Here is a 26881-nt window from a genome sequence, read left to right as displayed (position 1 = left end):
GACGCATTCGTCGCCGCGCCGCCAACCAGCGTGCGCGTCAATAGCGTTCACCCACGCTCCAGTTTCCCCGTAACACCGTTGACTGCCGCGCGTACCCCTACGGGACCGCGGCCAGGCGCTCGCACGCCTTCGATTTACAGGCAACCGCAGAGTTGCCCTATCTGCCTGAGAGGACTTGGACATGACACGGATCTCGACCCCCATCAGCGACATCAAGGAGCATTACGACGTTATCGTCATCGGCTCCGGTTACGGCGGCGGCATTGCCGCTTCACGGCTGTCCCGGGCCGGGCGCAAGGTGTGCCTGTTGGAACGCGGCCGGGAGAGGCAACCCGGCGAGTACCCCAACACCATGCTGGCGGCCACCGAAGAGTTGCAGGTGCATGACCCGGACGGCCACATCGGCTCGCGCACCGGGATGTTCGACCTGCATGTCAATGCCCAGCAGAACGTGGTGGTGGGCTGCGGCCTGGGCGGCACTTCGCTGATCAACGCCAACGTCGCGCTGGAACCGGAGCCCGGGGTGTTCGAAGACCCGCGCTGGCCGCTGGAAGTGCGTGAGCACCGTGACACGCTGCTCAAGGACGGCTACGAGCGCGCCCGCGAAATGCTCAAGCCCAATCCTTACCCGGCCTCGGGGCCGAACCTGCCCAAGCTCGACGCGCACAAAAAATCCGCGGATTACCTCAAGCAAGGCGCGCATTTCTACAAGCCGCCCATCAACGTCACGTTCGACAAGTTGCCCAATAACCTCAACCACGTCGGCGTCGAGCAATTGCCGTGCAACGGCTGTGGCGACTGCGTCTCCGGTTGTAACAACAAGGCCAAGAACACCACGCTGATGAACTACCTGCCGGATGCCTGGAACCATGGCGCGGAAATTTTCTGCCAGGCCGAGGTGCGGCACCTGGAGCGCGACGGTAACGGCTGGATCGTGCACTTCCAGTACCTGGACAGCGGCCGTGAACTGTTCTCGGCGCCTACGTTGTTCGTGCGGGCCGACATCGTGGTGGTGTCCGCCGGTACCCTGGGCTCCACCGAGATCATGCTGCGCTCCCGGGACAAGGGGCTGTCGATGTCCAGTCAACTGGGCGAGAACATGAGCGGCAACGGCGACATCCTCGGGTTCGGCCACAACTGCGACCAGACCATCAACGGCATCGGCTTCGGCGCCCACTCGGCCAAGGAGCTGGATCCGGTGGGGCCGTGCATCACCTCGATCATCGACATGCGCACCGAGGGTGACTGGCGCAGTCGCATGGTCATCGAGGAAGGGTCGATTCCCGGCGCTCTGGGGCGGCCGATGGTGCCGAGCATGGCGGCGTTCGCCGAAATGATCGGCGTGCCGACCGACACCGGCTTCGGTGCCAGCCTGAAATACAAGGGGCGGGAAGCCGAAAGCTTCTTGCGCGGCCCGTATCACGGCGCGCTGCATAACATGCAGACCTACCTGATCATGAGCCACGACAACGGCAAGGGCCGCATGGTGCTCGACAACAAGGACCAGTTGCGCATCGACTGGCCCGGTGTCGGCGAGCAGGAGAACGTCACCCTCGGCAACGAGCGCCTGCACCAGAGCACCAAGGCGCTGGGCGGTATCTGGGTCGAAAACCCGATCTGGACCAAGTTGCTCAAGCACAGCATCGTCTCGGTCCATCCCCTGGGCGGTTGCGTGATGGGCGAAGACGCGACGCAAGGTGTGGTCAACCACAAGGGCCAGGTGTTCAGTGGCGCCAGTGGCACGGATGTCTATCCCGGCCTGTACGTGGCCGACGGTGCGGTGATCCCGACTTCCCTGGCGGTCAACCCGCTGCTGACCATTTCGGCGGTGAGCGAGCGCAACATGGGGCTACTGGCGGCCGATCGCGGCTGGCTGATCGACTACACGCTGCCTTCGGCCCCGCGTAAACAGGTGGCGGCGCCAACCCTTGGCGTGCAATTCACCGAAACCATGAAGGGCTACTTCTCCACTGCCTTCACCCAGGCCCAGGGCACCGACCTCACGCTTTACGAAGCAGCGGCCAAGCGCGGCAAAACCGACAACTCGACCATCGAATTTACCCTGACCATCACCGCCGATGATCTCAACCGCATGATCAAGGAGCCGGAACACGCCGCGACGCTGGTGGGCACTTTGGATGCACCGTTGCTCTCGCCGCAGCCGCTGGTCGCCAGCAACGGCGTATTCAACCTGTTCGAGCAATATCAGGAGCAGGTGGGCGTGCGCCACATGAACTACGACATGAAGCTGACCGCCGAGGACGGCAGCGACTATTACTTCAGCGCCTTCAAGACCGTGCCCGAGGACAACGGCGTGCTGAACATCTGGCATGACACCAGCACCCTCTATGTCACGCTCTATCGCGGGCCGGACAAGACCGGCGCGGTGCTTGGCTCGGGGGTGATGCACATCCTGCCGGCGGACTTTGCCAAGCAGATGACCACCATGAAGGTGCTCAATGCCCGTAACGAACGCGAACGCCTCGAGGCCCTGGCGCGGTTCGGCAAGTTCTTTGCCGGCATCCTCTGGGAGAGCTACGGCGGGGTGTTCGCCGGCGATATCTACTTCAACCCGGATGCACCGCCGCGCATCAAACGGCCGCTGGACGCACCGGCGCCCACCGTGCATTTCTTCGAGACCGAAGACAACGTCCAACTGCGCCTGACCCGCTACCAGGCGGGCAGCAAAGGCCCGGTGATGCTGGTTCACGGCCTGGGCGTGGGCTCGAACATCTTTTCCACCGACACCATTCACACCAACCTGCTGGAGTACCTGTGCAAGCACGAGTACGACGTCTGGCTGCTGGATTTGCGGGTGAGCATCCTGTTGCCCGCCAGCAAGCATGAGTGGAATGGCGACCAGGTGGCCCAGTACGACTTCAAGGCCGCCATCGAGCAGATCCAGCAGGCGACCCTCGCCCGCGACGTGCAGTGCGTGGTGCATTGCTACGGTGCGACGACGTTCTTCATGTCGATGCTGGCGGGCCTGCAAGGCGTGCGCTCGGTGGTCTGCTCGCAGATCGCCGCCGACACGGTGGTTGCCACCGCCACCGGTCTGAAGGCCGGCCTGCACCTGCCGGGCATGCTCGACGCCATCGGCATCAAGTCCCTCACGGCCTACGCCGACACCAAGGAGAACTGGTTCAACAAGCTCTATGACAAAGCGCTGAATGGCTACGCCCGGATCGAGGCCCAGGGCTACTGCACCAACCCGGTCTGCCATCGCATTACCTTCATGTATGCGTCGCTGTACCGCCACGACACCCTCAACGAAACCCTGCACGACAACCTGCATGAACTGTTCGGCGAGTCGAACATGCACACCTTCGAGCACCTGGCGCTGATCGTGCGCAAGGGGCACCTGGTGGACTTCAAGGGCAACGACGTCTACATGCCGCATTTCGACCGGTTGAAGTTGCCGATCTGCTTCATCAGCGGCGCCGACAACCAGTGCTACCTGCCGCAAAGCACCCTCAAGACCTATGAGCGCCTGTGCGACATGCACGGTCCGCAACTGTTCAGTCGCCATGAGGTACCAGGCTACGGCCATATCGACTGCATCTTCGGCAAGGATGCGGTGGTGGATGTGTATCCGATCGTCCTTGAGCACCTGGAGAAGACTGCGCTCGGCTAGCCGGGATCGTTCCCACGCTCTGCGTGGGAATGCCGCCACGGACGCTCCGCGTCCGCTTTTATGACGCAGAGCGTCATGGGATGCATGCCCACGCAGAGCGTGGGCACGATCTGGGGAAATGCTATGAACACTTACATCCGCTGGTACCAACGCATCATCTGGGTCGGGATTGTCATGAACATGTTCTTCGCGATTCCGGCGCTGTTCGCGCCGGCGTTGCTGACGTCCATGCTCGGCCTGCCACCCGTGCTGTCCGATCCCTGGCTGGAAAACACCGGCATGTTGCTGGTGGGGATCAGCCTGTTCTATATGCCTTCGGGGTTCAACGCGCCGCGTTTCGTGGTGAATTCGTGGTTGTGCGTGCTCTCGCGGCTGGTGGCGGTGGTGTTCTGGATCTACCTGATCAACACCAACAACCAGGGGCCGTTGTTCGTGCCGATGCTGATGGGCGACCTGAGCATGTTCCTGATCCTGGGCGTGCTGCTGTACCTGGGCAGCCCGGTTGCCAATCGCCCGCTGGCCTTGATCTGCGCCGGTTGCCGGGAGTGGCGTGAAGGCTGGGCCCGGCACTGGCAGAGCCCGCGCTTCAGGACCGGCGCGTTGGTACTGGTGCTGGTGCTGGGCTTCATCGGCTACCAGACCTGGTACCAGATGATCCGCGAAGTGCCGCAACCGGACTTCGCTTCCGACGAAGACCATTACAAATACGCCGCCATCGGCCTCGGCATCGAGGCGCGGATTCCGTACTACCTGTTCGCCGTGCTGCCGCAGATGTGCCCGGAAAAAATGCCCAAGCCCGGCGGCTACGAAGTGTTCGGTTTCCTCTACGAGAACGGTAAGGACCTGCCCATCGGCATGGCCAAGCGGCAACTCGGTTACCCCACCGTGGAGCCGAACTGCGCCCTGTGCCACACCGGCTCCTACCGGGCCAACGCCACTGACGTCGCGGTGCCGGTCGCGAGCGCGCCGGCCAATACCTTGCAGCTACAGGCCTTCCAATGGTTCGCCTACGATTGCGCCAGCGACCCGAAATTCACCCCCGATGCGGTCATGGCCGCGATCAACGGCAAGTTCCAGCTGGGCTTCTGGGAGAAGCTGTACAACCGCTACCTGATCATCCCGATGGCCAAGAGCGCACTGCTCAAGCAGAAGCAGGCCTACGCCTGGCAGAAACTGCGCCCGGCCCAGGGACCGGGGCGAACCGACACTTTCAACCCGACCAAAATGGTGGTGTTCGGCTTCCCGGATGACTCCACCATCGGCACCGTGGACCTGCCCCAGGTCTGGAACCAGAAACCCCGCGAGTCGATGTACCTGCACTGGGACGGCAATAACAACAAGATCCACGAGCGCAACTACGCCGCCGCCATGGCCGTGGGCGCGACGCCGGAATCGGTGCTGCCGCCCAGCTTCAACCGCGTGACCAACTGGTTGCTGGGGCACAAGGCGCCGGCCTGGCCGTTCGCCCTGGACCAGGCGAAGGTGGCCCAGGGCAAGCCGATCTGGGAGAAAAACTGCGCCGGTTGCCACGACTTCGGCCGCACCGACACGGGCCAGGTCACCACCAACATCGATCAGCTGGGCACTGATCGCTATCGCCTCGATTCCTTCACCACCGGGCTGGTGACGGCGTTCCACGGCTTCAAGAAACCGCCGTTCGACTTCAACGCCTATCGCAAGACCCAGAGCTACAGCAACACCCCCACCGACGGCATCTGGCTGCGCGCCCCATACCTGCACAACGGCTCGGTGCCGACCCTGTGGGATCTGCTGCAACCGCCGGAACAGCGTCCGCAGGTGTTCTACACCGGCTCCGACATCTATGACCCGCAGAAGGTTGGCTTCATCACCAGCGGCGCGCAGATGAAGGCGTCGGCGGATTTCAAATACGACACCCGCCTGGAAGGCAATCACAACGGCGGTCACTTGTATGGCACGCAGCTGTCGGACACCGACAAACGGGCCCTGATCGAATTCATGAAGACCCTGTAGCCCAGGGCACTACGAAGGAGCGTCCACATGTCATTACTGCACCATTGGGAACATGAGTTCGACAAGGTCAAGGTCCGCCTGCACGGGTTGGTCACGCGGTTGGAAATGTCCTGGAAGAAACTGGTCAACGACCTGGAGCCCGAGGAGTTCCAGGCCATCGTCAAGCTGTTGCAGCGGGGCCACGACCAGGCCCAGCACGTGATCGACCATGGCGACCTGCCGGACGACGAGCCGGCCGTGCCATGGGAGTTGTCCCACGGCCTGTCGATCCTGAAGATCGGCAACGCCAAGCCCTTGCCACAAAGCGAGGACGAATTGCCGACCCGGGTGCTCAAGGACGGTACCTTGCTGGGTTGCCGCAAGTGGGAACTGCTGGACTTGTTGTGGAGCGAGGCGCTGCTCAAGTGGATCGAGAATCTGCGCCACCACGCGACGTTCGCCACCAACCCGGCGTTGGTGAAAATGGACAGCGACGTGGTGCTGGCCATCGCCGGCGACTGGGGCACCGGGCCGTTCGACAGCCACGCCCCGGCGGTCGCGGTGGCCAATCAGATGCAACTGGCCCAGGCTGATTTCACCATCCACCTGGGGGACGTCTATTACGCCGGTACCCATTCCCAGGAAGACGTCGACATGGTCGGCTGGCCCCAGGGCAAGCACGGTTCATTCACCCTCAACTCCAACCATGAGATGTACAGCGGCGCCCATGGCTATTTCAAGGAGCTGGCTGCGCGTTTTCCGGTGCAGCAGGGCACCAGTTATTTCGCCTTGTACAACGACGACTGGCTGGTGGTCGGCCTCGACAGCGCCTATGCCTCGGACGCCATGAACCTGTACATGGACGGCACCCTCAACACCCAGCAGATCGACTGGATGAAAAGCCTGCCCAAGCGCAAGAAGCTGATGGTGCTCAGTCATCACCAGGGGTTCGATATTTCCGGGCACAACAAGACCGCGCTGTACCAACCGGTGTGCGATGCGCTGGGGCGTGAGCCGGACTACTGGTACTGGGGTCACCTGCACAACGGCATCTGCTACGCCACCCAGGGCGGCTTGCATGCACGGTGCGCCGGGCATGGGGCGATTCCCTATGGCACCACCAGCGAGCTGAACGGGCATGCGCGGGTGTTGTGGTCGGAGACGAAACTGGCCGGGGATGAGGTGTACCCGGAGCGGGTGTTGAACGGGTATGTGAAGGTGCAGTTGAGCGGGGAGGAGATTATCGAGACGTTCTACGGGGAGGATGGGTCGGTGCGGTGGTGTTCGAAGTAATGGGTTGATAGCCAGGCCGCTATCGCGAGCAGGCTCGCTCCCACATGTGATCTTCGGTGCGCCAAAGATCCCCTGTGGGAGCGAGCAGGCTCGCGATGCTTTTTGCTTTTAGGCCTGGACCTTGATGCCCTTGAGGTACGGCGCAGGCTCGGCCCCCAGGTTGTTGAGCATGCGGCCGCTGTACCAGTCCACGAAGTTCACCACGCCGAACTCATAGGTCTTGGAGTACGGACCTGGCTGGTAGGCGGTGGAGTTGATACCGCGCTGGTTTTCTTCGGCCAGGCGACGGTCCTGGTCGTTGGTGGCGTCCCAGACTTCGCGCATGCGCGCCACGTCGTAGTCCACGCCTTCGACCGCGTCCTTGTGCACGATCCACTTGGTGGTGACCATGGTTTCCTGGGCACTGATCGGCCACACGGTGAACACGATGATGTGGTCGCCCATGCAGTGGTTCCACGAGTGCGGCAGGTGCAGGATGCGCATCGAGCCCAGGTCCGGGTTCTTGATGCGGCCCATCAGCTTGGCGCAGCCCTGTTTGCCGTCCATGGTCATCGACACGGTGCCCTTGAGCAGCGGCATGCGCACGATGCGGTTACGCAGGCCGAAGCTGGCGTGGGCGTAAGGAATCTTCTCGGCATCCCAGGCGGCAGCGGAAGCGGCCACGTGGTCCTTGAACGCCTGGTCGGCGCGTGGGTCGGTGACGTCGTCCCATTCCAGCAGGGTCTTGAGCAATTCGGGGTGCGAACCGCCGCAGTGGTAGCACTCGCGGTTGTTTTCCAGCACCAGTTTCCAGTTGGCCTTTTCCATCAAGGTGGTTTGCACCGCCACCTTGGTGTTTTCCATGTCGTAGGGTTCCATGTAATGGCTCAGTGTCGACAGGAAATCATCGATGGCCGGCGGGTTCTCCGCCAGGCTGATGAAGATGTAGCCACCGGCGGTCTTCACATTCACCGGCTTGAGGCCGTACTGCTTCATGTCGAAGTCGGCGCCCATTTCGGTGCCGGCGAACAACAGGCGCCCGTCCAGCTCGTAGGTCCACTGGTGGTAATGGCAGACCAGTTTGGCGACCTTGCCCTTTTCGCTGGTGCACAAGCGCGAACCACGGTGGCGGCAGACGTTGTGGAAGGCGTGGACCACGCCGTCGGCACCGCGGATCACGATGATCGGGTTCTTGCCCACTTGCAGGGTCAGGTAGTTGCCCTTGGCCGGGATCTCGCAGGTCATGCCGGCGATCAGCCATTCCTTCTGGAAGATCTCCTGCATGTCGATGTCGAACAGACGCTCGTCGCTATAGAATGGCTGCGGCAGCGAGTAGGTGCGCTCGCGTTCTTGCAACATCTGCACGGTGGCCTTGCGTGCGGGTTCCAGTGGATCGCCCAGGCTCAGGGTTGTGGTCACGTCCATCGTTGTATCCTCATGGCCATCTGTGTGGCCGGCGAAATATGGCTAATCGGTTGTGCTACGCAAGGCAGAAAACGTTGTTTGTCTGTTGAGGCGAGTGTGGGGCCGCGCAGGGGGCGAACCTTATCCATGGGCGACATGGCCCAATCTGTTCCCGACGCGCAAGCCCCGGTGGTTGGGGGCTGGTCGCGATAAGTATGTCAATGTCGCGAATAGGTAAACGACGCTTCCGAGCCCTGCGCACAATCGCCAACATGAAGGCCGACAGTCGGCCGTGGAGACCAGCATGTCCAATAATTTCCTGAACCCGGTCACGACCCAGACCTGGGCCAATGGCCGACATATCGTACGTTGCGTCAAAGTCATCCAGGAAACCTGGGATGTGCGCACGTTCTGCTTCATGGCCGACCAGCCGATCATGTTCTTTTTCAAGCCGGGGCAGTTTGTCACCCTGGAGCTGGAAATCGAAGGCCAGCCGATCATGCGCTCCTACACCATCTCCAGCTCGCCGTCGGTGCCCTACAGCTTTTCGGTGACCATCAAGCGTGTGCCGGGGGGTAAGGTCTCCAACTGGCTGCACGACACCCTGCACGAAGGCCAGGAGCTGGCGGTGCACGGGCCGGTGGGGCTGTTCAACGCCATCGACTTCTCCGCTCCGAAGGTGCTCTACCTCAGCGGCGGCGTCGGCATCACCCCGGTGATGTCCATGGCGCGCTGGTACTACGACACCAACGGCAACGTCGACATGGTGTTCATCCACAGCGCCCGTTCGCCCAAGGACATCATCTATCACCGCGAGCTGGAACACATGGCGTCGCGGATCGACAACTTCAGCCTGCACCTGATCTGCGAGAAACATGGCCTGGGCGAGCCCTGGGCCGGTTATCGCGGTTACCTGAACCACAAGATGCTGGAGCTGATGGCGCCGGACTTCATGGAGCGCGAAGTGTTCTGCTGCGGCCCGACGCCGTACATGAACGCGGTCAAGCGTCTGCTGGAAGCCGCCGGCTTCGACATGAAGCGTTACCACGAGGAATCCTTCGGTGCCACGCCACCGGAAGCCCGCGCTGATGCGGTGGAGCAGGCCGAACAGGCCGCCGATGCACCCGAGGTCGATGCCGCGGACCTGCACCTGGTGGAGTTCACCTCCTCCGGCAAGAGCATCCGCGTGGCGCCGGGAGAAACCGTCCACGCCGCCGCCGCCAAGCTCGGCATGATGATCCCCAAGGCCTGCGGCATGGGCATCTGCGGGACCTGTAAGGTGTTGAAGCTGGGCGGGGAAGTGGAGATGGACCACAACGGCGGGATCACCGAGGACGACGAGGCCGAAGGCTACATCCTGTCGTGCTGCAGCGTGCCGAAGGGGGATGTGCGGATCGAGTTTTGAGTCGATCGCATGGGGCGTGGCAGGTGTTCCGCTGATCGTTCCCACGCTCTGCGTGGGAATGCCGCCAGGGACGCTCCGCGTCCCAGCTCCCCAACCGTCTGCACGCTACCATCGTTGAATCTCGATCAAGCCTTCCATCCCCGCATAATTGCGCGCACTGGAATACCGCCAATGTTCCGGTAGTTCCACATACCCACGCTTCACCGGGTTGAAGTGGATGTAATCCAACTTTTGGCGCATGACCGTTTCGCTATGAATCTGCTCCGCATGTGAGCCTTCCTGCCAAAGCTGATACACCCGGTCCTTCTTGTGAGCGCGCTTGCTGAACCTCAGGCGTTGCAACGCTCGCTCTGCGCCTTTGCTCTGCAGGTCATCAATGATCTGGCGTGCCGTAAATGATTTGAACTGGCGCAAGCACTTGTTCAGGTTCGGTGCCTGGGCGATGAAATGCAGATGATTCTCCAGAACGACATAACCCAGCAGTTGCAGGTCCTGGTGGGCTTGCTGATAACGCCAGCAATCGAGCAGGTGATCGACGAGGTAGGGCCGTACAAACAGCGGCAGCCACTCCATGAGCGTGCAGGTGAGAAAGTGCGGTTTGTCAGGTTCGGTGATGACGTAGCGGCTCCGGCCCATGGGTTCATTCCTTTGTTGCGCGTGGAATGGTCATGTTGCAGTTGCCGATTCATGTCGTGATAGGCGAAAAGGGCACGTGGCCGGTGAGAATAGTCGACTCGTCTCAGAAGCCGAACGCGGAGCGTCCGTGGAGGCATTCCCACGCAGAGCGTGGGAACGATCTGTGTGCCTGAAGTTGCTTCAGGCGCTCATCACTTCCCGAATATCCGCCGCCAGTTCCCGCACTCGCGCCTCTTCGGTATCCCACGAGCACATGAAGCGGGCGCCGCCCTTGCCGATGAAGGTGTAGAAGCGCCAGCCGCGGGCGGTGAGGGCGACGATGGCCGGTTCCGAGAGTTGCAGGAACACGCCGTTGGCCTGGACCGGGAACATCAGTTCCACGCCGCGGATGTCGCTCACCAGTTGTGCCAGCAGTTGGGCGCAGTGGTTGGCGTGGCGGGCGTGTTTGAGCCAGGCGTCGTTTTGCAGCAGGCCGACCCAGGGGGCGGAGAGGAAGCGCATTTTCGACGCCAGTTGCCCGGCCTGTTTGCAGCGGTAGTCGAAGTCCACCGCCAGGTCGTGGTTGAAGAACAGGATGGCTTCACCCACCGCCATGCCGTTTTTCGTGCCGCCGAAGCACAGCACGTCCACGCCCACTTTCCAGGTCAGGTCTGCCGGCGAGCAGCCGAGGAAGGCGCAGGCATTGGAAAACCGCGCGCCGTCCATGTGCAGGTTCAGCCCCAGTTCCTTGCAGGTGGTGCTGATGGCGCGGATTTCGTCCGGGGTATAGACGCTGCCGACTTCCGTGGCCTGGGTCAGGGTCACGACCCGGGGCTTGGGGTAGTGGATGTCCTGGCGCTTGAGGGCAATTTCGCGGATCGAGTCAGGGGTCAGCTTGCCGTTTTCAGTGCGCGCCAACAGCAGTTTGGAACCGTTGGAGAAGAATTCCGGCGCGCCGCATTCGTCGGTTTCGACGTGGGCGGTTTCCGAGCAGATCACGCTGTGGTAACTCTGGCACAGCGAGGACAACGCCAGGGAATTGGCCGCCGTGCCGTTGAACGCGAAGAACACTTCGCAGTCGGTTTCGAACAGGGCGCGGAAATCATCGGCCGCCCGGTGGGTCCACTCATCATCGCCGTAGGCGCGTTGATGGCCCTGGTTGGCTTCTTCCATGGCCGCCCAGGCTTCGGGGCAAATGCCGGAATAGTTGTCGCTGGCAAACTGTTGACTCTTGTCGGTCATGGCCTTGCTCCTGGAGTAGAGGTCCTGGGTAAAGATCCCTGGCGGAAATTCCCGGGTGGGGAGTCCCTTTGGTTCGGCGTGTTTGAGTCCACAGCGCCGTGGTCTATGTTGGTGCGCACTTTACCCAAGATTAGCGGGGGAACACACCGGATGTTTCTGTCAGGAAATCACAAAGTCGCCGAGCCGCCGTGCACATGAACCGGCGCGACGGAGCGTTGGACCTGCTCAAATGGCTGGCTCTGTTGGCGATGGTGCTCGATCATCTGCGATATGTCGGTTTCTCCGCCGATTGGTTGTATGTGCCGGGGCGCCTGGCATTCCCGTGGTTCTGCCTGGCGATGGCGGCGAACCTGGCGCGGGATGGGGGTGCTGTCATGCCGTGGCGTTATCTGGGCTGGCTGTTGCTGTTCGGCGCGATCAGTGAAATTCCGTATCGATTGTTCATTCCCGACCCTTCTACGTTGAATGTATTGCCGACGCTGATCCTGGGCCTGCTGGTGGCGCGCGGCTGGCAGGCGCCGGGACGGGAGGCGCGGTGTCTGGCGGTGGCGGCATTGCTGCTGGCGGCACTGTGCTCTACACAGCTGATGTTCGGTTTCTTTGGTGTACTGCTGCCCCTGGCGATGTTGCTGGTGTTTCGACGGCCCTGGTATTTCGCCTTGCTGCCGGGGCTGGTGTGCCTGGCGGCCAATCAATGGCGCGTGCTTTATGGCGCCGCATGGCTGGGAAATGAGGTGGCGGTGGCTGGCATGCTGGCTTGCCTGTTTGCGCCAGGGCTCGGGCTGGTGCTTTTGCGCCAGGCGGGTGGTTTTCATCCGCCGGCGATGCGGCGTTGGGCGTATGCCCTGTATCCCGGGCACTTCCTGGCGTTGCTCGCAGTTCGCCAGGTACTTGCCTGACACCATAAAGGCCATAAAGCCTGCAAAAGTTTCCCTTCGGCGCTCCTTTGCGACACATGTCGTAAACGCGCCTTTGCGTGGCGTCCATAGGCATTTGACTTGCCTGCGCCAGCCATACCATCGCATCCAAAGGGCACTGTCGAAGGGGCAGTCCCTCACCAAGACAAAAAGGCGTATCGACGCCGCTGGGAGAGACGCGATGTTCAGCAAGCAAGACCAGATCCAAGGTTACGATGATGCACTGCTGGCGGCGATGAACGCCGAAGAGCAACGCCAGGAAGATCACATCGAACTGATCGCGTCAGAAAACTACACCAGCAAGCGTGTCATGCAGGCCCAGGGCAGCGGCCTGACCAACAAGTACGCCGAAGGCTATCCAGGCAAGCGCTACTACGGTGGCTGCGAGCACGTCGACAAGGTCGAAGCCCTGGCCATCGAGCGCGCCAAGCAACTGTTCGGTGCCGATTACGCCAACGTCCAGCCGCACTCCGGTTCTTCGGCCAACAGCGCCGTGTACCTGGCCCTGCTGCAGGCCGGCGACACCATCCTGGGCATGAGCCTGGCCCATGGCGGTCACCTGACCCACGGTGCCAAAGTGTCGTCCTCGGGCAAGCTCTACAACGCCGTGCAGTACGGCATCGACACCACCACCGGCCTGATCGACTACGACGAAGTCGAGCGCCTGGCGGTCGAGCACAAGCCGAAAATGATCGTTGCCGGTTTCTCGGCCTACTCCAAGACCCTGGATTTCCCGCGTTTCCGTGCAATCGCCGATAAGGTCGGTGCCTTGCTGTTCGTCGACATGGCCCACGTCGCTGGTCTGGTGGCTGCCGGTCTGTACCCGAACCCACTGCCTTACGCCGACGTGGTCACCACCACCACCCACAAGACCCTGCGTGGTCCACGTGGCGGCCTGATCCTGGCCAAGTCCAACGAAGAAATCGAGAAGAAGCTCAACGCCGCGGTATTCCCGGGCGCCCAGGGCGGCCCGCTGATGCACGTGATCGCTGGCAAGGCGGTGTGCTTCAAGGAAGCGCTGGAGCCTGGTTTCAAGGCCTATCAGCAGCAAGTGATCGAAAACGCCCAGGCCATGGCTGGCGTGTTCATCAAGCGCGGCTACGATGTAGTGTCCGGCGGCACCGATAACCACCTGTTCCTGGTCAGCCTGATCCGTCAGGGCCTGACCGGCAAGGACGCCGATGCCGCCCTGGGCCGCGCCCACATCACCGTCAACAAGAACGCCGTGCCGAACGACCCGCAGTCGCCATTCGTGACCTCGGGCCTGCGCATCGGTACTCCGGCGGTGACCACTCGCGGTTTCAAGGTTTCCCAGTGCGTCACGCTGGCCGGTTGGATCTGCGACATCCTCGACAACCTCGGCGACGCCGATGTCGAGGCCAATGTTGCCCAGCAAGTGGCAGCCCTGTGCGCGGACTTCCCGGTTTATCGCTGAGTCGGTTTTGGAGTAATGACTATGCAACGCTATTCGGGCTTCGGCCTCTTCAAGCACTCTCTCAGCCATCACGAAAACTGGCAGCGGATGTGGCGTACGCCGACGCCGAAAAAGGTCTACGACGTGGTCATCGTCGGCGGTGGCGGGCATGGTCTGGCGACCGCCTACTACCTGGCCAAGGAACACGGCATCACCAACGTGGCCGTGGTCGAGAAAGGTTACCTGGGCGGTGGTAACACCGCCCGTAACACCACCATCGTGCGCTCCAACTACCTGTGGGACGAATCGGCCCACCTGTACGAGCACGCGATGAAGCTCTGGGAAGGCCTGTCCCAGGACCTGAACTACAACGTGATGTTCTCCCAGCGCGGTGTGTACAACCTGTGCCACACCCTGCAGGACATCCGTGACTCCGAGCGTCGGGTCAACGCCAACCGCCTCAACGGCGTGGACGGCGAACTGCTCAACGCCAAGCAAGTGGCCGACGAGATTCCATATCTGGACTGCTCGAAGAACACCCGCTATCCGGTATTGGGTGCGACTGTCCAGCGTCGCGGCGGCGTGGCCCGTCACGATGCCGTGGCCTGGGGCTTTGCCCGGGCCGCCGACGCCTTGGGCGTGGACCTGATCCAGCAGACCGAAGTGATCGGTTTCCGCAAGGAAAACGGCGTGTGCATCGGCGTGGAAACCAACAAGGGTTTCATCGGCGCCAAGCGCGTCGGCGTCGTGACCGCCGGTAACTCGGGGCACATGGCCAAGCTGGCCGGCTTCCGCCTGCCGCTCGAGTCGCACCCGCTGCAAGCCCTGGTGTCCGAGCCGATCAAGCCGATCATCGACAGCGTGATCATGTCCAACGCCGTGCACGGCTACATCAGCCAGTCCGACAAGGGCGACCTGGTGATCGGTGCCGGTATCGACGGCTACAACGGCTACGGCCAGCGTGGTTCGTACCCGGTGATCGAACACACCGTCCAGGCCATCGTCGAGATGTTCCCGGTGCTCTCGCGGGTGCGCATGAACCGCCAGTGGGGCGGTATCGTCGACACCTCGCCGGACGCCTGCCCGATCATCTCCAAGACGCCGGTGCCGAACATGTTTTTCAACTGCGGTTGGGGTACCGGTGGCTTCAAGGCCACCCCAGGTTCGGGCAACGTGTTTGCCGCCAGCCTGGCCAAGGGGGAAATGCACCCGCTGGCCGCACCGTTTTCCATGGACCGTTTCCACAGCGGTGCACTGATCGACGAACACGGCGCTGCTGCCGTCGCCCACTAACAGGAGAAAAATCCTATGTTGCACATCTTCTGTCCTCATTGCGGCGAACTGCGCTCCGAAGAGGAATTCCATGCCGGCGGCCAGGCACACATCCCGCGCCCACTGGATCCGAACGGCTGCACCGACGAACAGTGGGGCGACTACATGTTCTTCCGCGACAACCCGCGCGGCTTGCACCATGAGCTGTGGATCCATGCCGCCGGTTGCCGTCAGTACTTCAACGCGACCCGTGACACCGTGAGCTACGAAATCCTGGAAACCTACAAGATCGGCCAAAAGCCGCAATTCACCAACAAGGCTGACAGTCCGAAAGCGGCCGCACAGGCTCTGGGAGAGAAGGTATGAGCCAGATCAATCGCCTGTCCAACGGCGGACGGATCGACCGCAGCAAAGTATTGAGCTTTACCTTCAACGGCCAGAGCTATAAAGGTTTCGAAGGCGATTCCCTGGCCGCTGCACTGTTGGCCAACGGTGTCGACATCATCGGCCGCAGCTTCAAGTACTCTCGTCCACGGGGCATTTTCGCCGCTGGCGCCGAAGAGCCGAACGCGGTGCTGCAGATCGGAGCCACCGAAGCCACGCAGATCCCTAACGTGCGTGCCACGCAACAGGCGCTGTACCAGGGCCTGGTCGCCTCCAGCACCAACGGTTGGCCGAGCGTGAACAACGACGTGATGGGTATTCTGGGTAAAGTCGGCGGCAAGATGATGCCACCGGGCTTCTACTACAAAACCTTCATGTACCCGCAATCGTTCTGGATGACTTACGAGAAGTACATCCGCAAGGCCGCGGGCCTGGGTCGCTCGCCGACCGAGAACGATCCGGACACCTACGACGCCATCAACCGTCACTGCGACGTGTTGGTGGTCGGTGCGGGCCCTGCCGGCCTGGCTGCCGCATTGGCTGCCGCACGTAGCGGTGCGCGCGTGATCCTGGCCGATGAGCAGGAGGAGTTCGGCGGTAGCCTGCTCGATACCCGTGAAAGCCTGGATGGCAAGCCGGCGACCGAATGGGTTGCCGCTGCGGTGGCTGAACTGCGCTCGCTGCCTGAAGTGGTGGTGCTGCCTCGCGCCACGGTGAACGGTTACCACGACCACAACTTCCTGACCATCCACGAGCGCCTGACCGACCACCTGGGTGATCGCGCGCCGATCGGGCAGGTGCGTCAGCGCATCAACCGCGTCCGCGCCAAGCGCGTGGTGCTGGCCACCGGTGCTTGCGAGCGTCCGCTGGTCTACGGTAACAACGACGTGCCGGGCAACATGCTGGCCGGTGCAGTCTCTACCTATGTACGTCGCTACGGCGTGGCACCGGGCAAGAAACTGGTGCTGAGCACCAACAACGACTACGCCTATCGCGTGGCCCTGGACTGGTTCGACGCCGGCCTGCAAGTGATCGCCATCGCCGACGCCCGCAGCAACCCGCGTGGTGCGCTGGTGGAAGAGGCGCGTGCCAAAGGCATCCGCATCCTCACCGGCAGCGCCGTGATCGAGGCCCGTGGCAGCAAGCGCGTCACCGCTGCCCGCGTTGCCGCGATCGACGTCCGTGCGCACAAGGTCACCAGCCCTGGCGAATGGCTCGATTGCGACCTGGTCGCCAGTTCCGGCGGCTACAGTCCGGTGGTCCATCTGGCTTCGCACCTGGGCAGCAGGCCGGTCTGGCGTGAAGACATCCTCGGTTTCGTACCGGGTGAAGCGCCGCAGAAGCGCGTATGCGTCGGCGGCGTGAATGGTGTCTACAGCCTCGGCGACACCCTGGCCGATGGTTTCGAGGGCGGTGTGCGCGCGGCCAGCGAAGCCGGTTTCAAAGCGGTGGAAGGCGTATTGCCCAAAGCCCTGAGCCGTCATGAAGAGCCAACCCTGGCGTTGTTCCAGGTGCCGCACGAAAAAGCCACCGCACGGGCACCGAAGCAATTCGTCGACCTGCAGAACGACGTCACCGCCGCCGCCATCGAACTCGCCACCCGCGAAGGCTTCGAGTCGGTGGAACACGTCAAGCGCTACACCGCACTGGGCTTCGGTACCGACCAGGGCAAGCTGGGCAACATCAACGGCCTGGCCATCGCGGCACGCTCGATGAACGTGAGCATTCCGCAGGTGGGCACCACCATGTTCCGTCCGAACTACACGCCGGTCACCTTCGGTGCGATCGCCGGCCGTAACTGCGGGCACATCTTCGAGCCGGTGCGCTTCACTGCGCTGCACGCCTGGCACTTGAAGAACGGAGCCGAGTTCGAAGACGTCGGCCAGTGGAAGCGCCCTTGGTACTTCCCGAAAAATGGCGAAGACCTGCATGCCGCGGTCAAGCGCGAATGCAAAGCCGTGCGCGACAGCGTCGGTTTGCTGGACGCCTCGACCCTGGGCAAGATCGACATCCAGGGTCCGGATGCCCGTGAGTTCCTCAACCGCATCTACACCAACGCCTGGACCAAGCTCGATGTGGGCAAGGCCCGCTACGGCCTGATGTGCAAGGAAGACGGCATGGTGTTCGACGACGGCGTGACCGCCTGCGTCGCCGACAACCATTTCATCATGACCACCACCACCGGCGGTGCGGCCCGTGTGCTGCAATGGCTGGAGATCTACCAGCAGACCGAATGGCCGGACCTGAAGGTGTACTTCACCTCGGTCACCGACCACTGGGCAACCATGACCCTGTCGGGGCCCAACAGCCGCAAGCTGCTGAGCGAAGTCACCGACATCGACCTGGATCGTGACGGCTTCCCGTTCATGACCTGGAAAGAAGGTCTGGTAGGCGGCGTACCGGCGCGGGTGTTCCGGATCTCGTTCACCGGTGAGCTGTCGTACGAAGTCAACGTGCAGGCCGACTACGCCATGGGCGTGCTCGAGAAGATCGTCGAGGCGGGCAAGAAGTACAACCTGACCCCGTACGGCACGGAAACCATGCACGTACTGCGGGCCGAGAAGGGCTTCATCATCGTCGGCCAGGACACTGACGGCTCGATGACCCCGGACGACCTGAACATGGGCTGGTGCGTAGGCCGTACCAAACCGTTCTCGTGGATCGGCTGGCGTGGCATGAACCGTGAAGATTGCGTGCGTGAGAACCGCAAGCAACTGGTGGGCCTCAAGCCGATCGACCCGAATGTCTGGCTGCCGGAAGGTGCGCAACTGGTCTTCAACCCCAAGCAGGCGATCCCGATGACCATGGTGGGTCACGTGACTTCCAGCTATGCACACAACTCCCTGGGCTATTCGTTCGCCATGGGTGTGGTCAAGGGCGGCTTGAAGCGTATCGGTGAGCGGGTCTTCTCGCCACAGGCCGATGGCAGCGTGATCGAGGCCGAGATCGTTTCTTCGGTGTTCTTCGATCCGAAGGGTGATCGGCAGAATATTTGATACCTGATCGTTCCCATGCTCTGCGTGGGAATGCATCCCGGGACGCTTTGCGTCCCAAAGCGGACGCAGAGCGTCCATGGCGGCATTCCCACGCAGAGCGTGGGAACGATCAATTCAAGAGACAGGTGCTATATGACAGCAGCCAATGTTTACCAACAACGCCCAACCACCGGGGCCAAAGCCGAGTCGTCGCTGCACCATGCCGACCTCGCCAGCCTGGTGGGCAAGGGTCGCAAGAACGCCGGCGTGACCGTGCGCGAGAAAAAACTCCTGGGCCACCTGACCATCCGTGGCGATGGCCACGATGCGGCATTTGCCGCGGGTGTGCACAAGGCCCTGGGCATCGAACTGCCAGGCGCGTTGAGCGTCATCGTCAAAGGCGAGACCAGCCTGCAATGGATGGGGCCGGATGAATGGCTGCTGGTCGTGCCGACCGGTGAAGAGTTCGCCGCCGAGAAGAAATTGCGTGAAGCCCTGGGCGACCTGCACATCCAGATCGTCAACGTCAGCGGCGGCCAGCAGATCCTCGAGCTGTCCGGCCCGAACGTGCGCGACGTGCTGATGAAATCCACCAGCTACGATGTACACCCAAGCAGCTTCCCGGTAGGCAAGGCCGTGGGCACGGTGTTCGCCAAGTCGCAACTGGTGATCCGCCACACTGCCGAAGACACCTGGGAACTGCTGATCCGTCGCAGCTTCTCCGATTACTGGTGGCTGTGGCTGCAGGATGCGTCGGCTGAGTATGGCTTGAGCGTGCAGGCCTGATTACACCGATGATCGTTCCCATGCTCCGCGTGGGAACACATCCCGGGACGCTCCGCGTCCCAAAAGCGGACGCAGAGCGTCCATGGCGGCATTCCCACGCAGAGCATGGGAACGATCAGAGGAGTATCACGAATGAGCCGCGCCCCAGACACATGGATTTTGACTGCCGATTGCCCCAGCGTGCTCGGCACGGTGGACGCGGTGACCCGCTTTCTGTTCGAGCAGGGCTGCTACGTCACCGAGCACCACTCCTTCGATGACCGGCTCTCGGCGCGTTTTTTCATTCGCGTGGAGTTCCGTCAGCCCGATGGCTTCGACGAGCAGGATTTTCGTGCCGGCCTGGCCGAGCGCGCCGAAGCCTTTGGCATGGTCTTCGAACTGACGCCGCCCAACTACCGGCCGAAAGTCGTGATCATGGTGTCCAAGGCCGATCACTGCCTCAACGACTTGCTCTACCGCCAGCGCATCGGCCAATTGTCCATGGACGTGGTCGCGGTGGTGTCCAATCACCCGGACCTCAAGCCGCTGGCCGACTGGCACCAGATTCCCTACTACCATTTCCCCCTGGACCCGAACGACAAGCCGGCCCAGGAGCGGCAGGTGTGGCAGGTGATCGAGGACACCGGCGCCGAACTGGTGATTCTCGCCCGCTACATGCAGGTGCTGTCGCCGGAGCTGTGTCGCAAGCTCGACGGCAAGGCGATCAACATCCACCACTCCCTGCTGCCTGGCTTCAAGGGCGCCAAACCGTATCACCAGGCCTACAACAAAGGCGTGAAGCTGGTCGGTGCCACGGCGCACTACATCAACAACGACCTGGACGAAGGCCCGATCATCGCCCAGGGCGTGGAAGTGGTGGACCACAGCCATTACCCCGAGGACCTGATCGCCAAGGGGCGGGATATCGAAGGGCTCACCCTGGCCCGGGCCGTGGGGTATCACATCGAAAGACGCGTGTTCCTGAACGCCAATCGCACTGTCGTTCTTTAGATGCTTGGCGGCGCTTTGAGGCCCGATGACGAGCAGTTCTTCTCTGATAATTCCAGTACTAATCCGAGCACAAACGCGCTGCCTGCCTGGGTGACGCAGTTCCACAAAAACAACAGCGAGGTGAAAGCATGTCTGGTAATCGTGGTGTCGTGTATCTCGGCAACGGCAAGGTCGAAGTACAGAAAATCGACTATCCAAAAATGCAGGACCCGCGTGGGAGGAAGATCGAGCACGGCGTCATCCTGCGCGTGGTATCGACCAACATCTGCGGCTCCGACCAGCACATGGTGCGCGGCCGTACCACCGCCCAGACCGGCCTGGTCCTGGGTCACGAGATCACCGGTGAAGTGATCGAGAAGGGCAGCGACGTCGAGAACCTGAAGATTGGTGATCTGGTGTCGGTGCCGTTCAACGTAGCGTGCGGTCGCTGCCGTTCCTGCAAGGAACAGCACACCGGCGTCTGCCTGACCGTCAACCCTGCTCGTGCCGGCGGCGCCTACGGTTACGTCGACATGGGCGACTGGACCGGTGGCCAGGCCGAATACGTGCTGGTGCCGTATGCCGACTTCAACCTGCTGAAGCTGCCGGACCGCGACAAGGCCATGGAAAAAATCCGTGACCTGACCTGCCTGTCCGACATCCTGCCTACCGGTTACCACGGTGCCGTGACTGCCGGCGTTGGTCCTGGCAGCACGGTGTACATCGCCGGTGCAGGTCCGGTTGGCCTGGCGGCGGCCGCTTCGGCGCGTCTGCTCGGTGCTGCGGTGGTGATCGTCGGTGACGTCAACTCCATCCGCCTGGCTCACGCCAAGGCGCAGGGTTTTGAAATTGTCGACCTGTCCACCGACACCCCGCTGCACGAGCAAATCGCCGCGCTGCTGGGCGAGCCTGAAGTCGATTGCGCCGTTGACTGCGTCGGCTTCGAAGCACGTGGCCACGGCCATGACGGCGTCAAGCACGAAGCCCCGGCCACCGTACTCAACTCCTTGATGCAAGTGACCCGTGTTGCCGGCAAGATCGGTATTCCTGGCCTGTACGTGACCGAAGATCCGGGTGCGGTCGATGCCGCCGCGAAGATCGGTGCCCTGAGCATCCGTTTCGGCCTCGGCTGGGCCAAGTCCCACAGCTTCCACACCGGCCAGACCCCGGTGATGAAGTACAACCGCGCGCTGATGCAGGCGATCATGTGGGACCGCATCAACATCGCGGACATCGTCGGCGTACAGGTCATCAGCCTGGACGACGCGCCGAAAGGCTACGGCGAGTTCGATGCCGGCGTACCGAAGAAATTCGTGATTGACCCGCACAAGATGTTCAGCGCGGCGTAAGGTTGGAAGCAAGACGGAAAAAGGGCGACAGTGATGTCGCCCTTTTTATTTGTATCGTTCGACCACCCATCAGATATGGATTCCTGGCTCACGGCTGGGTCGTTGTTGCCGTTTTGACCCGCTCGCAGAAGTCGGGGTAGAAACCCCAGACATTCGTGTCCCGACATTCCTGCTGGGCCTGGGCCAGCGCATCCCTGCCGAAGGTGAGGCTGCGGGGCATGCTGGCGAAGGTGGTGTAGCCATCCCTTTGGGTCTTGATCGCATCGAACCCCTGCATGTCGTAGACCAGTTCAACGTCGTCGTCGGCAAGGCGCCTGGCCTTGACCGTCACCTGGGTGTACTGCTGGCCCCCTGGTGCGTTATTGAGCGCCGCGAGCCCATGGCCGACGACGCGTAGCATGCGCGGGACCCAGCCTTCGTCGTTCTCGGTGGCTGCGTCCGGACGATAGGTGATGGTGAGTGTTTGCTGGTCGCGGGTCACCGAGGTCAGGGACGGGTCGTAGCGCTTGATGCGGTGCTCGATGGTCAGCCAGGTCTTCTGCTCTTCACTGACACCATCGGAAAACTTCGGGGTCAGGGGCCCCTTCTGGCATTCGTTGACACCCAGTGCGATAAGCATGCCCGCCAGGATGACCGCGAGGGTGGCGCCACCAATTTTTACGTCCATGGGCAAACTCTGCTGGGGGAGACGCACTGTACGGTATTTGCGCCCACCGTGAAATTCTTGTCACGGGATCAGAAAGTGGGCCCGGGGAACAATCGTCATGGGCCCCAGTCCAATCCACGATTTTGTGCCGCTCCTTATCGGGCGGCTTTTTAGTGGCTCAAGAGGACGTTCGCAATGAAGGTTTCACGCGGTTTCGCACTGTCTTGCCTGCTGTCGCTGGCGGCCGGTCCGGCCTTCGCGCAGTTCAGCCTCAGTGATGCGGCCAATGCGGTGGCGGCCATGCAGGGTGGTCAGGGCGAGGAGGGGAAAGGCGCCGTGGCCGCGGCACCGGAAGCCGCCGGGCTGCTGAACACGTTGGGCTCGGAGTTGAAGATCACGCCGGAGCAGGCCATCGGCGGTGCCGGTGCAATGCTGGGGCTGGCGAAGAACCGCCTCAGCGAGCCGCAGTTTTCCGAACTGAGCCAAAGCGTGCCAGGCCTGGACCAGATTGCCGGCAATAGCGCCATTGGCGGGCTCAATGGCCTGGGCGGCCTGCTCGGTGGCGGCTCGCAGAAGAATGCCTTGCTCGACGGCCTGTTGGGCAACGTCAAGGACACCAACGACTTGAACAACGCTTTCAGTGCGTTGGGCATGGACAGTGGCATGATCGGTCAGTTTGCCCCGGTGATCCTCCAGTACCTCGGCCAGCAAGGCGTGGCCAGCTCATTGCTGCAGAACCTCGGCGGTATCTGGGGCACCGGTGCCGGTATCTGATCAGCCGCGCCCGTCGAGCAAAGCGACGATGCGCCGGTCCTTTTCGGTCCAGAGCTGGTTGACCCAGTTCTGGACATGCTGGCGAAACAGCGAGTCGTTTTCGTAATCGCCTTGCCACAACGCCGGGTCCAACGGGCGGGTCTGGATGTCGATGATGACCCTGGGCACTGCGCCACTGATCAAGTCCCAGAACCCCGGAATCCGTTCCTGTGGATACACCACGGTCACATCCAGTATCGCGTCCAGTTGTTCGCCCATCGCTGCGAGCACGAACGCCACGCCACCGGCCTTGGGCTTGAGCAGATGGGCAAAGGGTGATTGCTGTTGCTGGCGTTTGGCAGCAGTAAAGCGCGTCCCTTCGAGGTAGTTCACCACGGTGACCGGCTGGCGCTTGAACAGCTCGCAGGCCGCCCGGGTGATTTCCAGGTCCTTGCCGGCCAGTTCCGGGTTCTTCGCCAGGAAAGCCTTGGTGTAGCGCTTCATGAACGGATAATCCAGCGCCCACCAGGCCAGCCCCAGGAACGGTACCCAGATCAGCTCTTTCTTGAGGAAAAACTTGAAGAATGGTGTGCGCCGGTTGAGGGTCTGGATGAGGGCGGGAATGTCCACCCAGGATTGATGGTTGCTGATGACCAGGTAAGACGTATCGCCACGCAGGCCTTCGCCGCCGCGAATGTCCCAACGGGTGGGGATGCACAGGGCGAAGATCAGTTTGTCGATCTCGGCCCAGGTTTCGGCGATCCACATCACCGCCCAGGAAGCATAGTCGCGAAGACGTCCGGGCAGGATCAGCTTGAGCAGCGCGAACACCATCAACGGCCCGAACAGCACCAGGGTGTTGAGCAACAGCAGCAGGGTGACGAAACAGCCGGTGAGCAGGCGGCGCATAAATGACTCTTGCAAACGGGTAGGCGGGCCATGATAAGCAGCTTCGGGCGGCAGGCCAAATCGCGGTTGAAAGAGCAACCTGTGGCGAGGGGATAAATCCCCTCGCCACAGGGATAGCGCTGGGCTGTATGTTTCCTTAATCCGTGGTATCGAGGTCAACCGAACGAATCCACCGCTCGCGGTCTAAAAAAACCACCCACACAGGAAGCCCAATTGCATGAAATCCATTCTCGCCCTGCTTTCCCTGGTGGCCCTTCCCGTGCTGGCCGCCGAACCGACCCTTTATGGGCGCTACGAATACATCGCGCTGCCGGAGATCGGCGGTGAGGTGCTCAAGGCCAAGATGGACACCGGGGCCCTGACCGCCTCGCTGTCGGCCAAGGACATTGAAACCTTTACCCGTGACGGTGAAGACTGGGTGCGGTTCCGCCTGGCGACCAAGGACGCGAGCAACAAGGTCTATGAACACAAGATCGCCCGTATCAGCAAGATCAAGACCCGTTCCGAAGAAGATGAGGAAGACGACGAAAAGATCGCCCCCACCAAGCGCCCGGTTGTGGATCTGGAGCTGTGCCTGGGTAACGTCAAGCGTACCGTCGAGGTCAACCTGACCGACCGCAGCAGCTTCAATTACCCACTGTTGATCGGCGCCAAGGCCCTGCGCGAATTTGGTGCGGCGGTGAATCCGGCCCGACGTTTCACGGCGGACAAGCCCGACTGCTGATTTCCCCGATTGACGTGCCCCGAGGCTTGGGGCACCGTTCCGGCAACTTTACTGTCGGGCTCGCAAGACATGCCTCATATTCTGATTGTCGAAGACGAAGCCGCCATCGCCGATACGCTGGTGTTTGCCCTGCAAGGGGAGGGCTTCGAGACCACTTGGGTGAGCCTTGGGGTCGCCGCGCTCGAGCACCAGAAAAACACTCCCGCGGACCTGATCATCCTCGATGTGGGCCTGCCGGATATCACTGGTTTCGAGACTTGCAAGAATCTCAGACGTTTCAGCGACGTTCCGGTCATTTTTCTGACAGCCCGGGATGGTGAGATCGACAGGGTCGTGGGCCTGGAGATCGGTGCCGACGATTACGTGGTCAAACCCTTCAGCCCCCGAGAGGTGGCGGCCAGGGTCCGGGCCATCCTCAAACGGGTAGCGCCAGCGCCACGACCGGCGGCGGAGCTGGGGACGGCGTTGTTCCAGGTGGACAGCGACCGGGTGCAGATCAACTATCGCGGTAAACCGCTGAACCTTACCCGCCACGAATTTCGTCTGCTGAACTGCCTGCTGGAGCAACCCGAACGGGTATTCAGCCGCGAACAACTGCTCGACGCCCTGGGCGTGGCCAGTGATGCCGGCTATGAGCGCAGCATCGACAGCCACATCAAGAGTGTGCGCGCCAAGCTGCGCCTGGTCAGGGCCGAGGCCGAACCGATCCAGACCCACCGTGGCCTCGGCTACAGCTACAGCCCGGGGCACAGCTGATGCCGTTGGGGATCCGCATCTTCCTGGTCTACCTGCTGTTCATCGGCTTGACCGGGTATTTCGTGCTCGGCACGGTGATTGAGCAGATCCGCCCCGGCGTGCGCCAGTCCACCGAGGAAACCCTGGTGGACACGGCCAACCTGATGGCCGAGATCCTGCGGGATGATTTCAAGGCCGGAACCCTTAACCAGAATCGCTGGCCACAGTTGCTCAAGGCCTATGGCGAGCGGCAACCGGCGGCGACGATCTGGGGCTTGCCGAAGAATCAGGTCAGCCATCGCATCTACGTCACCGATGCCAAGGGTATCGTGGTGCTTGATTCCAGTGGTGTGGCGGTGGGTCGGGACTACTCGCGCTGGAACGATGTCTACCTGACCTTGCGCGGCCAGTACGGCGCCCGCTCGAGCCGCAGCGTCGCGGATGATCCGAGCTCTTCGGTGATGCACGTCGGCGCGCCGATCCGCGACAACGGCCGGATCATCGGCGTGGTCACCGTGGCCAAGCCCAACAGCTCGCTGCAGCCTTATATCGACCGCACCGAACGACGGCTGCTGCTCTATGGCATCGGGTTGATCGGCCTGGGCCTGGTGCTGGGGGCGTTGCTGTCGTGGTGGCTCAGCTCGGCGCTACGCCGTTTGACCACTTATGCACAGGCCGTCAGCCAGGGGCAGCGGGTGGAAGTGCCACATTATCGCGGAGGGGAATTCGAGCAACTGGCGCACGCCCTGGAGCACATGCGCACGCAGCTCGAAGGCAAGGCTTACGTCGAACGTTACGTGCACACCCTGACGCACGAACTCAAGAGCCCGCTGGCGGCGATTCGCGGCGCCGCCGAGCTGCTGCAAAGCGACATGCCCGCTGCCCAGCACCAGCGCTTTGTCAGCAACATCGACAGTGAAAGCGTGCGTATGCAGCAACTGATCGAGCGTTTGCTCAACCTGGCCCAGGTCGAACAGCGCCAGGGGCTGGAAGAACAGGTCGCGGTGCCGCTGGCGGCGTTGCTGGATGAACTGCTGGAGGCCCGCAGCGGCTGGATCGAACGTCGGCAGTTGCGGATCGAGCGGCACATCGCCGCCGACCTGGCCCTGACCGGCGAGGCGTTTCTGTTGCGCCAAGCCTTGGGCAATCTGCTGGACAATGCCCTGGATTTCACTCCCGCCAACGGGGTGTTGCGCATCAGTGCCGGGCGCAGTGGCAATCGTGTCGAGATCCGCCTGTTCAACCAGGCCGAGCCGATTCCCGACTACGCCCTACCGCGCCTGAGCGAACGCTTCTACTCCCTGCCGCGCCCGGACAGCGGCCGCAAGAGCACCGGCCTGGGGCTCAATTTCGTGGAGGAAGTGGTGCAGTTGCATGAAGGGGAGTTTGGGATCGGCAATGTCGAGGGCGGGGTCGAGGTGGTGCTGCGGTTGCCTTGACGATGAGTTCTTCTTGAAGAACACCGTTGTGGCGAGGGGATTTATCCCCGTTCGACTGCGCAGCAG

21 protein-coding genes are annotated in these 26881 nt (G+C 62.1%); 16 read left to right on the top strand and 5 right to left on the bottom strand.

The window, feature by feature from the left end:
- The first annotated feature begins 181 nt into the window (after positions 1–181).
- From LOY67_RS25895 to LOY67_RS25885, 3 genes are all read left to right on the top strand, one after another.
- Positions 182–3634 (top strand): GMC oxidoreductase, encoded by a 3453-nt coding sequence (locus tag LOY67_RS25895; protein ID WP_265065000.1) that lies wholly within the window; start codon positions 182–184, stop codon positions 3632–3634.
- 123 nt (positions 3635–3757) lie between these two features.
- Positions 3758–5626 (top strand): hypothetical protein, encoded by a 1869-nt coding sequence (locus LOY67_RS25890; RefSeq protein ID WP_265064999.1) that lies wholly within the window; start codon positions 3758–3760, stop codon positions 5624–5626.
- A 27-nt stretch (positions 5627–5653) separates the two neighbouring features.
- Positions 5654–6898 carry a metallophosphoesterase gene (locus LOY67_RS25885; RefSeq protein ID WP_265064998.1) on the top strand — a complete coding sequence of 415 codons (1245 nt, stop codon included), beginning with the start codon at positions 5654–5656 and terminating at the stop codon, positions 6896–6898.
- A gap of 108 nt (positions 6899–7006) precedes the next feature.
- Here the strand turns inward: LOY67_RS25885 and gbcA are convergent, their stop codons facing one another.
- Complete coding sequence (gene gbcA, locus LOY67_RS25880; protein ID WP_265064997.1) at positions 7007–8302, bottom strand: glycine-betaine demethylase subunit GbcA; 1296 nt, start codon at positions 8300–8302, stop codon at positions 7007–7009.
- 283 nt (positions 8303–8585) lie between these two features.
- Here gbcA and gbcB point away from each other — a divergent pair, with 283 nt between their 5' ends.
- The gene (gene gbcB / locus LOY67_RS25875; RefSeq protein WP_265064996.1) at positions 8586–9686 is read left to right on the top strand and encodes a glycine-betaine demethylase subunit GbcB; all 1101 of its coding nucleotides are present in this window, start codon (positions 8586–8588) and stop codon (positions 9684–9686) included.
- Positions 9687–9791: 105 nt separating this feature from the next.
- On the opposite strand, the gene LOY67_RS25870 is transcribed toward gbcB, so the two are convergent.
- Positions 9792–10322 (bottom strand): REP-associated tyrosine transposase, encoded by a 531-nt coding sequence (locus LOY67_RS25870; RefSeq protein WP_265064995.1) that lies wholly within the window; start codon positions 10320–10322, stop codon positions 9792–9794.
- A gap of 180 nt (positions 10323–10502) precedes the next feature.
- The gene (locus tag LOY67_RS25865; protein WP_265064994.1) at positions 10503–11543 is read right to left on the bottom strand and encodes a low specificity L-threonine aldolase; all 1041 of its coding nucleotides are present in this window, start codon (positions 11541–11543) and stop codon (positions 10503–10505) included.
- 194 nt (positions 11544–11737) lie between these two features.
- Here LOY67_RS25865 and LOY67_RS25860 point away from each other — a divergent pair, with 194 nt between their 5' ends.
- From LOY67_RS25860 to fdhA, 8 genes are all read left to right on the top strand, one after another.
- On the top strand, positions 11738–12442 hold the full coding sequence (locus LOY67_RS25860; protein ID WP_265064993.1) for a conjugal transfer protein TraX: 705 nt from the start codon (positions 11738–11740) through the stop codon (positions 12440–12442).
- 199 nt (positions 12443–12641) lie between these two features.
- Positions 12642–13895 (top strand): serine hydroxymethyltransferase, encoded by a 1254-nt coding sequence (glyA, locus tag LOY67_RS25855; RefSeq protein WP_047702350.1) that lies wholly within the window; start codon positions 12642–12644, stop codon positions 13893–13895.
- 21 nt (positions 13896–13916) lie between these two features.
- Positions 13917–15167, top strand: a complete 1251-nt coding sequence (locus LOY67_RS25850; RefSeq protein WP_265064992.1) for a sarcosine oxidase subunit beta — start codon at positions 13917–13919, stop codon at positions 15165–15167.
- Positions 15168–15182: 15 nt separating this feature from the next.
- The gene (locus tag LOY67_RS25845) at positions 15183–15512 is read left to right on the top strand and encodes a sarcosine oxidase subunit delta (protein ID WP_265064991.1); all 330 of its coding nucleotides are present in this window, start codon (positions 15183–15185) and stop codon (positions 15510–15512) included.
- Positions 15509–18526, top strand: a complete 3018-nt coding sequence (locus tag LOY67_RS25840) for a sarcosine oxidase subunit alpha (RefSeq protein WP_265064990.1) — start codon at positions 15509–15511, stop codon at positions 18524–18526. Before LOY67_RS25845 ends, LOY67_RS25840 begins: the two co-directional genes overlap by 4 nt.
- Before the next feature lie 132 nt (positions 18527–18658).
- A complete protein-coding gene (locus LOY67_RS25835; protein WP_024779443.1) occupies positions 18659–19291 on the top strand; it encodes a sarcosine oxidase subunit gamma in 633 nt (210 codons plus the stop codon).
- 132 nt (positions 19292–19423) lie between these two features.
- Complete coding sequence (gene purU / locus LOY67_RS25830; RefSeq protein ID WP_265064989.1) at positions 19424–20281, top strand: formyltetrahydrofolate deformylase; 858 nt, start codon at positions 19424–19426, stop codon at positions 20279–20281.
- 128 nt (positions 20282–20409) lie between these two features.
- A complete protein-coding gene (gene fdhA / locus LOY67_RS25825) occupies positions 20410–21609 on the top strand; it encodes a formaldehyde dehydrogenase, glutathione-independent (RefSeq protein WP_258628693.1) in 1200 nt (399 codons plus the stop codon).
- An 88-nt stretch (positions 21610–21697) separates the two neighbouring features.
- Here the strand turns inward: fdhA and LOY67_RS25820 are convergent, their stop codons facing one another.
- A complete protein-coding gene (locus LOY67_RS25820; RefSeq protein ID WP_265064988.1) occupies positions 21698–22276 on the bottom strand; it encodes a hypothetical protein in 579 nt (192 codons plus the stop codon).
- 174 nt (positions 22277–22450) lie between these two features.
- On the opposite strand from LOY67_RS25820, the gene LOY67_RS25815 reads away from it, so the two are divergent.
- Positions 22451–23029 carry a DUF2780 domain-containing protein gene (locus tag LOY67_RS25815; RefSeq protein WP_265064987.1) on the top strand — a complete coding sequence of 193 codons (579 nt, stop codon included), beginning with the start codon at positions 22451–22453 and terminating at the stop codon, positions 23027–23029.
- Here LOY67_RS25815 and LOY67_RS25810 read toward each other — a convergent pair whose 3' ends face one another.
- The gene (locus tag LOY67_RS25810; RefSeq protein ID WP_265064986.1) at positions 23030–23917 is read right to left on the bottom strand and encodes an acyltransferase; all 888 of its coding nucleotides are present in this window, start codon (positions 23915–23917) and stop codon (positions 23030–23032) included. It abuts the gene before it with no gap.
- Positions 23918–24134: 217 nt separating this feature from the next.
- On the opposite strand from LOY67_RS25810, the gene LOY67_RS25805 reads away from it, so the two are divergent.
- From LOY67_RS25805 to creC, 3 genes are all read left to right on the top strand, one after another.
- On the top strand, positions 24135–24641 hold the full coding sequence (locus LOY67_RS25805; protein ID WP_265064985.1) for an ATP-dependent zinc protease: 507 nt from the start codon (positions 24135–24137) through the stop codon (positions 24639–24641).
- Between the two features lie 69 nt (positions 24642–24710).
- Positions 24711–25397: a two-component system response regulator CreB gene (creB, locus tag LOY67_RS25800; RefSeq protein ID WP_265064984.1), complete on the top strand. Its 687-nt coding sequence runs from the start codon at positions 24711–24713 to the stop codon at positions 25395–25397.
- On the top strand, positions 25397–26815 hold the full coding sequence (creC, locus tag LOY67_RS25795; protein WP_265064983.1) for a two-component system sensor histidine kinase CreC: 1419 nt from the start codon (positions 25397–25399) through the stop codon (positions 26813–26815). The genes creB and creC overlap by 1 nt, the downstream gene beginning before the upstream one ends.
- Positions 26816–26881: the final 66 nt, after the last annotated feature.

This window comes from Pseudomonas sp. B21-056, from assembly GCF_026016325.1.
In the GTDB taxonomy this organism is placed as follows: Bacteria; Pseudomonadota; Gammaproteobacteria; order Pseudomonadales; family Pseudomonadaceae; genus Aquipseudomonas.
Note: the sequence above shows the minus strand (reverse complement) of the source record. Positions and strands in the feature narration are given on the sequence as shown.

Bases quoted from the DNA above. Each gene is read 5' to 3' on its own strand.
- LOY67_RS25895 (WP_265065000.1), top strand. From the start codon at position 182: ATGACACGGATCTCGACCCCCATCAGCGACATCAAGGAGCATTACGAC.
- purU (WP_265064989.1), top strand. From the start codon at position 19,424: ATGAGCCGCGCCCCAGACACATGGATTTTGACTGCCGATTGCCCCAGC.
- creC (WP_265064983.1), top strand. From the start codon at position 25,397: ATGCCGTTGGGGATCCGCATCTTCCTGGTCTACCTGCTGTTCATCGGC.
- LOY67_RS25890 (WP_265064999.1), top strand. From the start codon at position 3,758: ATGAACACTTACATCCGCTGGTACCAACGCATCATCTGGGTCGGGATT.
- fdhA (WP_258628693.1), top strand. From the start codon at position 20,410: ATGTCTGGTAATCGTGGTGTCGTGTATCTCGGCAACGGCAAGGTCGAA.
- LOY67_RS25885 (WP_265064998.1), top strand. From the start codon at position 5,654: ATGTCATTACTGCACCATTGGGAACATGAGTTCGACAAGGTCAAGGTC.
- LOY67_RS25870 (WP_265064995.1), bottom strand. From the start codon at position 10,322: ATGGGCCGGAGCCGCTACGTCATCACCGAACCTGACAAACCGCACTTT.
- gbcB (WP_265064996.1), top strand. From the start codon at position 8,586: ATGTCCAATAATTTCCTGAACCCGGTCACGACCCAGACCTGGGCCAAT.
- LOY67_RS25845 (WP_265064991.1), top strand. From the start codon at position 15,183: ATGTTGCACATCTTCTGTCCTCATTGCGGCGAACTGCGCTCCGAAGAG.
- LOY67_RS25860 (WP_265064993.1), top strand. From the start codon at position 11,738: ATGAACCGGCGCGACGGAGCGTTGGACCTGCTCAAATGGCTGGCTCTG.
- gbcA (WP_265064997.1), bottom strand. From the start codon at position 8,302: ATGGACGTGACCACAACCCTGAGCCTGGGCGATCCACTGGAACCCGCA.
- LOY67_RS25850 (WP_265064992.1), top strand. From the start codon at position 13,917: ATGCAACGCTATTCGGGCTTCGGCCTCTTCAAGCACTCTCTCAGCCAT.
- creB (WP_265064984.1), top strand. From the start codon at position 24,711: ATGCCTCATATTCTGATTGTCGAAGACGAAGCCGCCATCGCCGATACG.
- LOY67_RS25840 (WP_265064990.1), top strand. From the start codon at position 15,509: ATGAGCCAGATCAATCGCCTGTCCAACGGCGGACGGATCGACCGCAGC.
- LOY67_RS25820 (WP_265064988.1), bottom strand. From the start codon at position 22,276: ATGGACGTAAAAATTGGTGGCGCCACCCTCGCGGTCATCCTGGCGGGC.
- glyA (WP_047702350.1), top strand. From the start codon at position 12,642: ATGTTCAGCAAGCAAGACCAGATCCAAGGTTACGATGATGCACTGCTG.
- LOY67_RS25810 (WP_265064986.1), bottom strand. From the start codon at position 23,917: ATGCGCCGCCTGCTCACCGGCTGTTTCGTCACCCTGCTGCTGTTGCTC.
- LOY67_RS25835 (WP_024779443.1), top strand. From the start codon at position 18,659: ATGACAGCAGCCAATGTTTACCAACAACGCCCAACCACCGGGGCCAAA.
- LOY67_RS25805 (WP_265064985.1), top strand. From the start codon at position 24,135: ATGAAATCCATTCTCGCCCTGCTTTCCCTGGTGGCCCTTCCCGTGCTG.
- LOY67_RS25815 (WP_265064987.1), top strand. From the start codon at position 22,451: ATGAAGGTTTCACGCGGTTTCGCACTGTCTTGCCTGCTGTCGCTGGCG.
- LOY67_RS25865 (WP_265064994.1), bottom strand. From the start codon at position 11,543: ATGACCGACAAGAGTCAACAGTTTGCCAGCGACAACTATTCCGGCATT.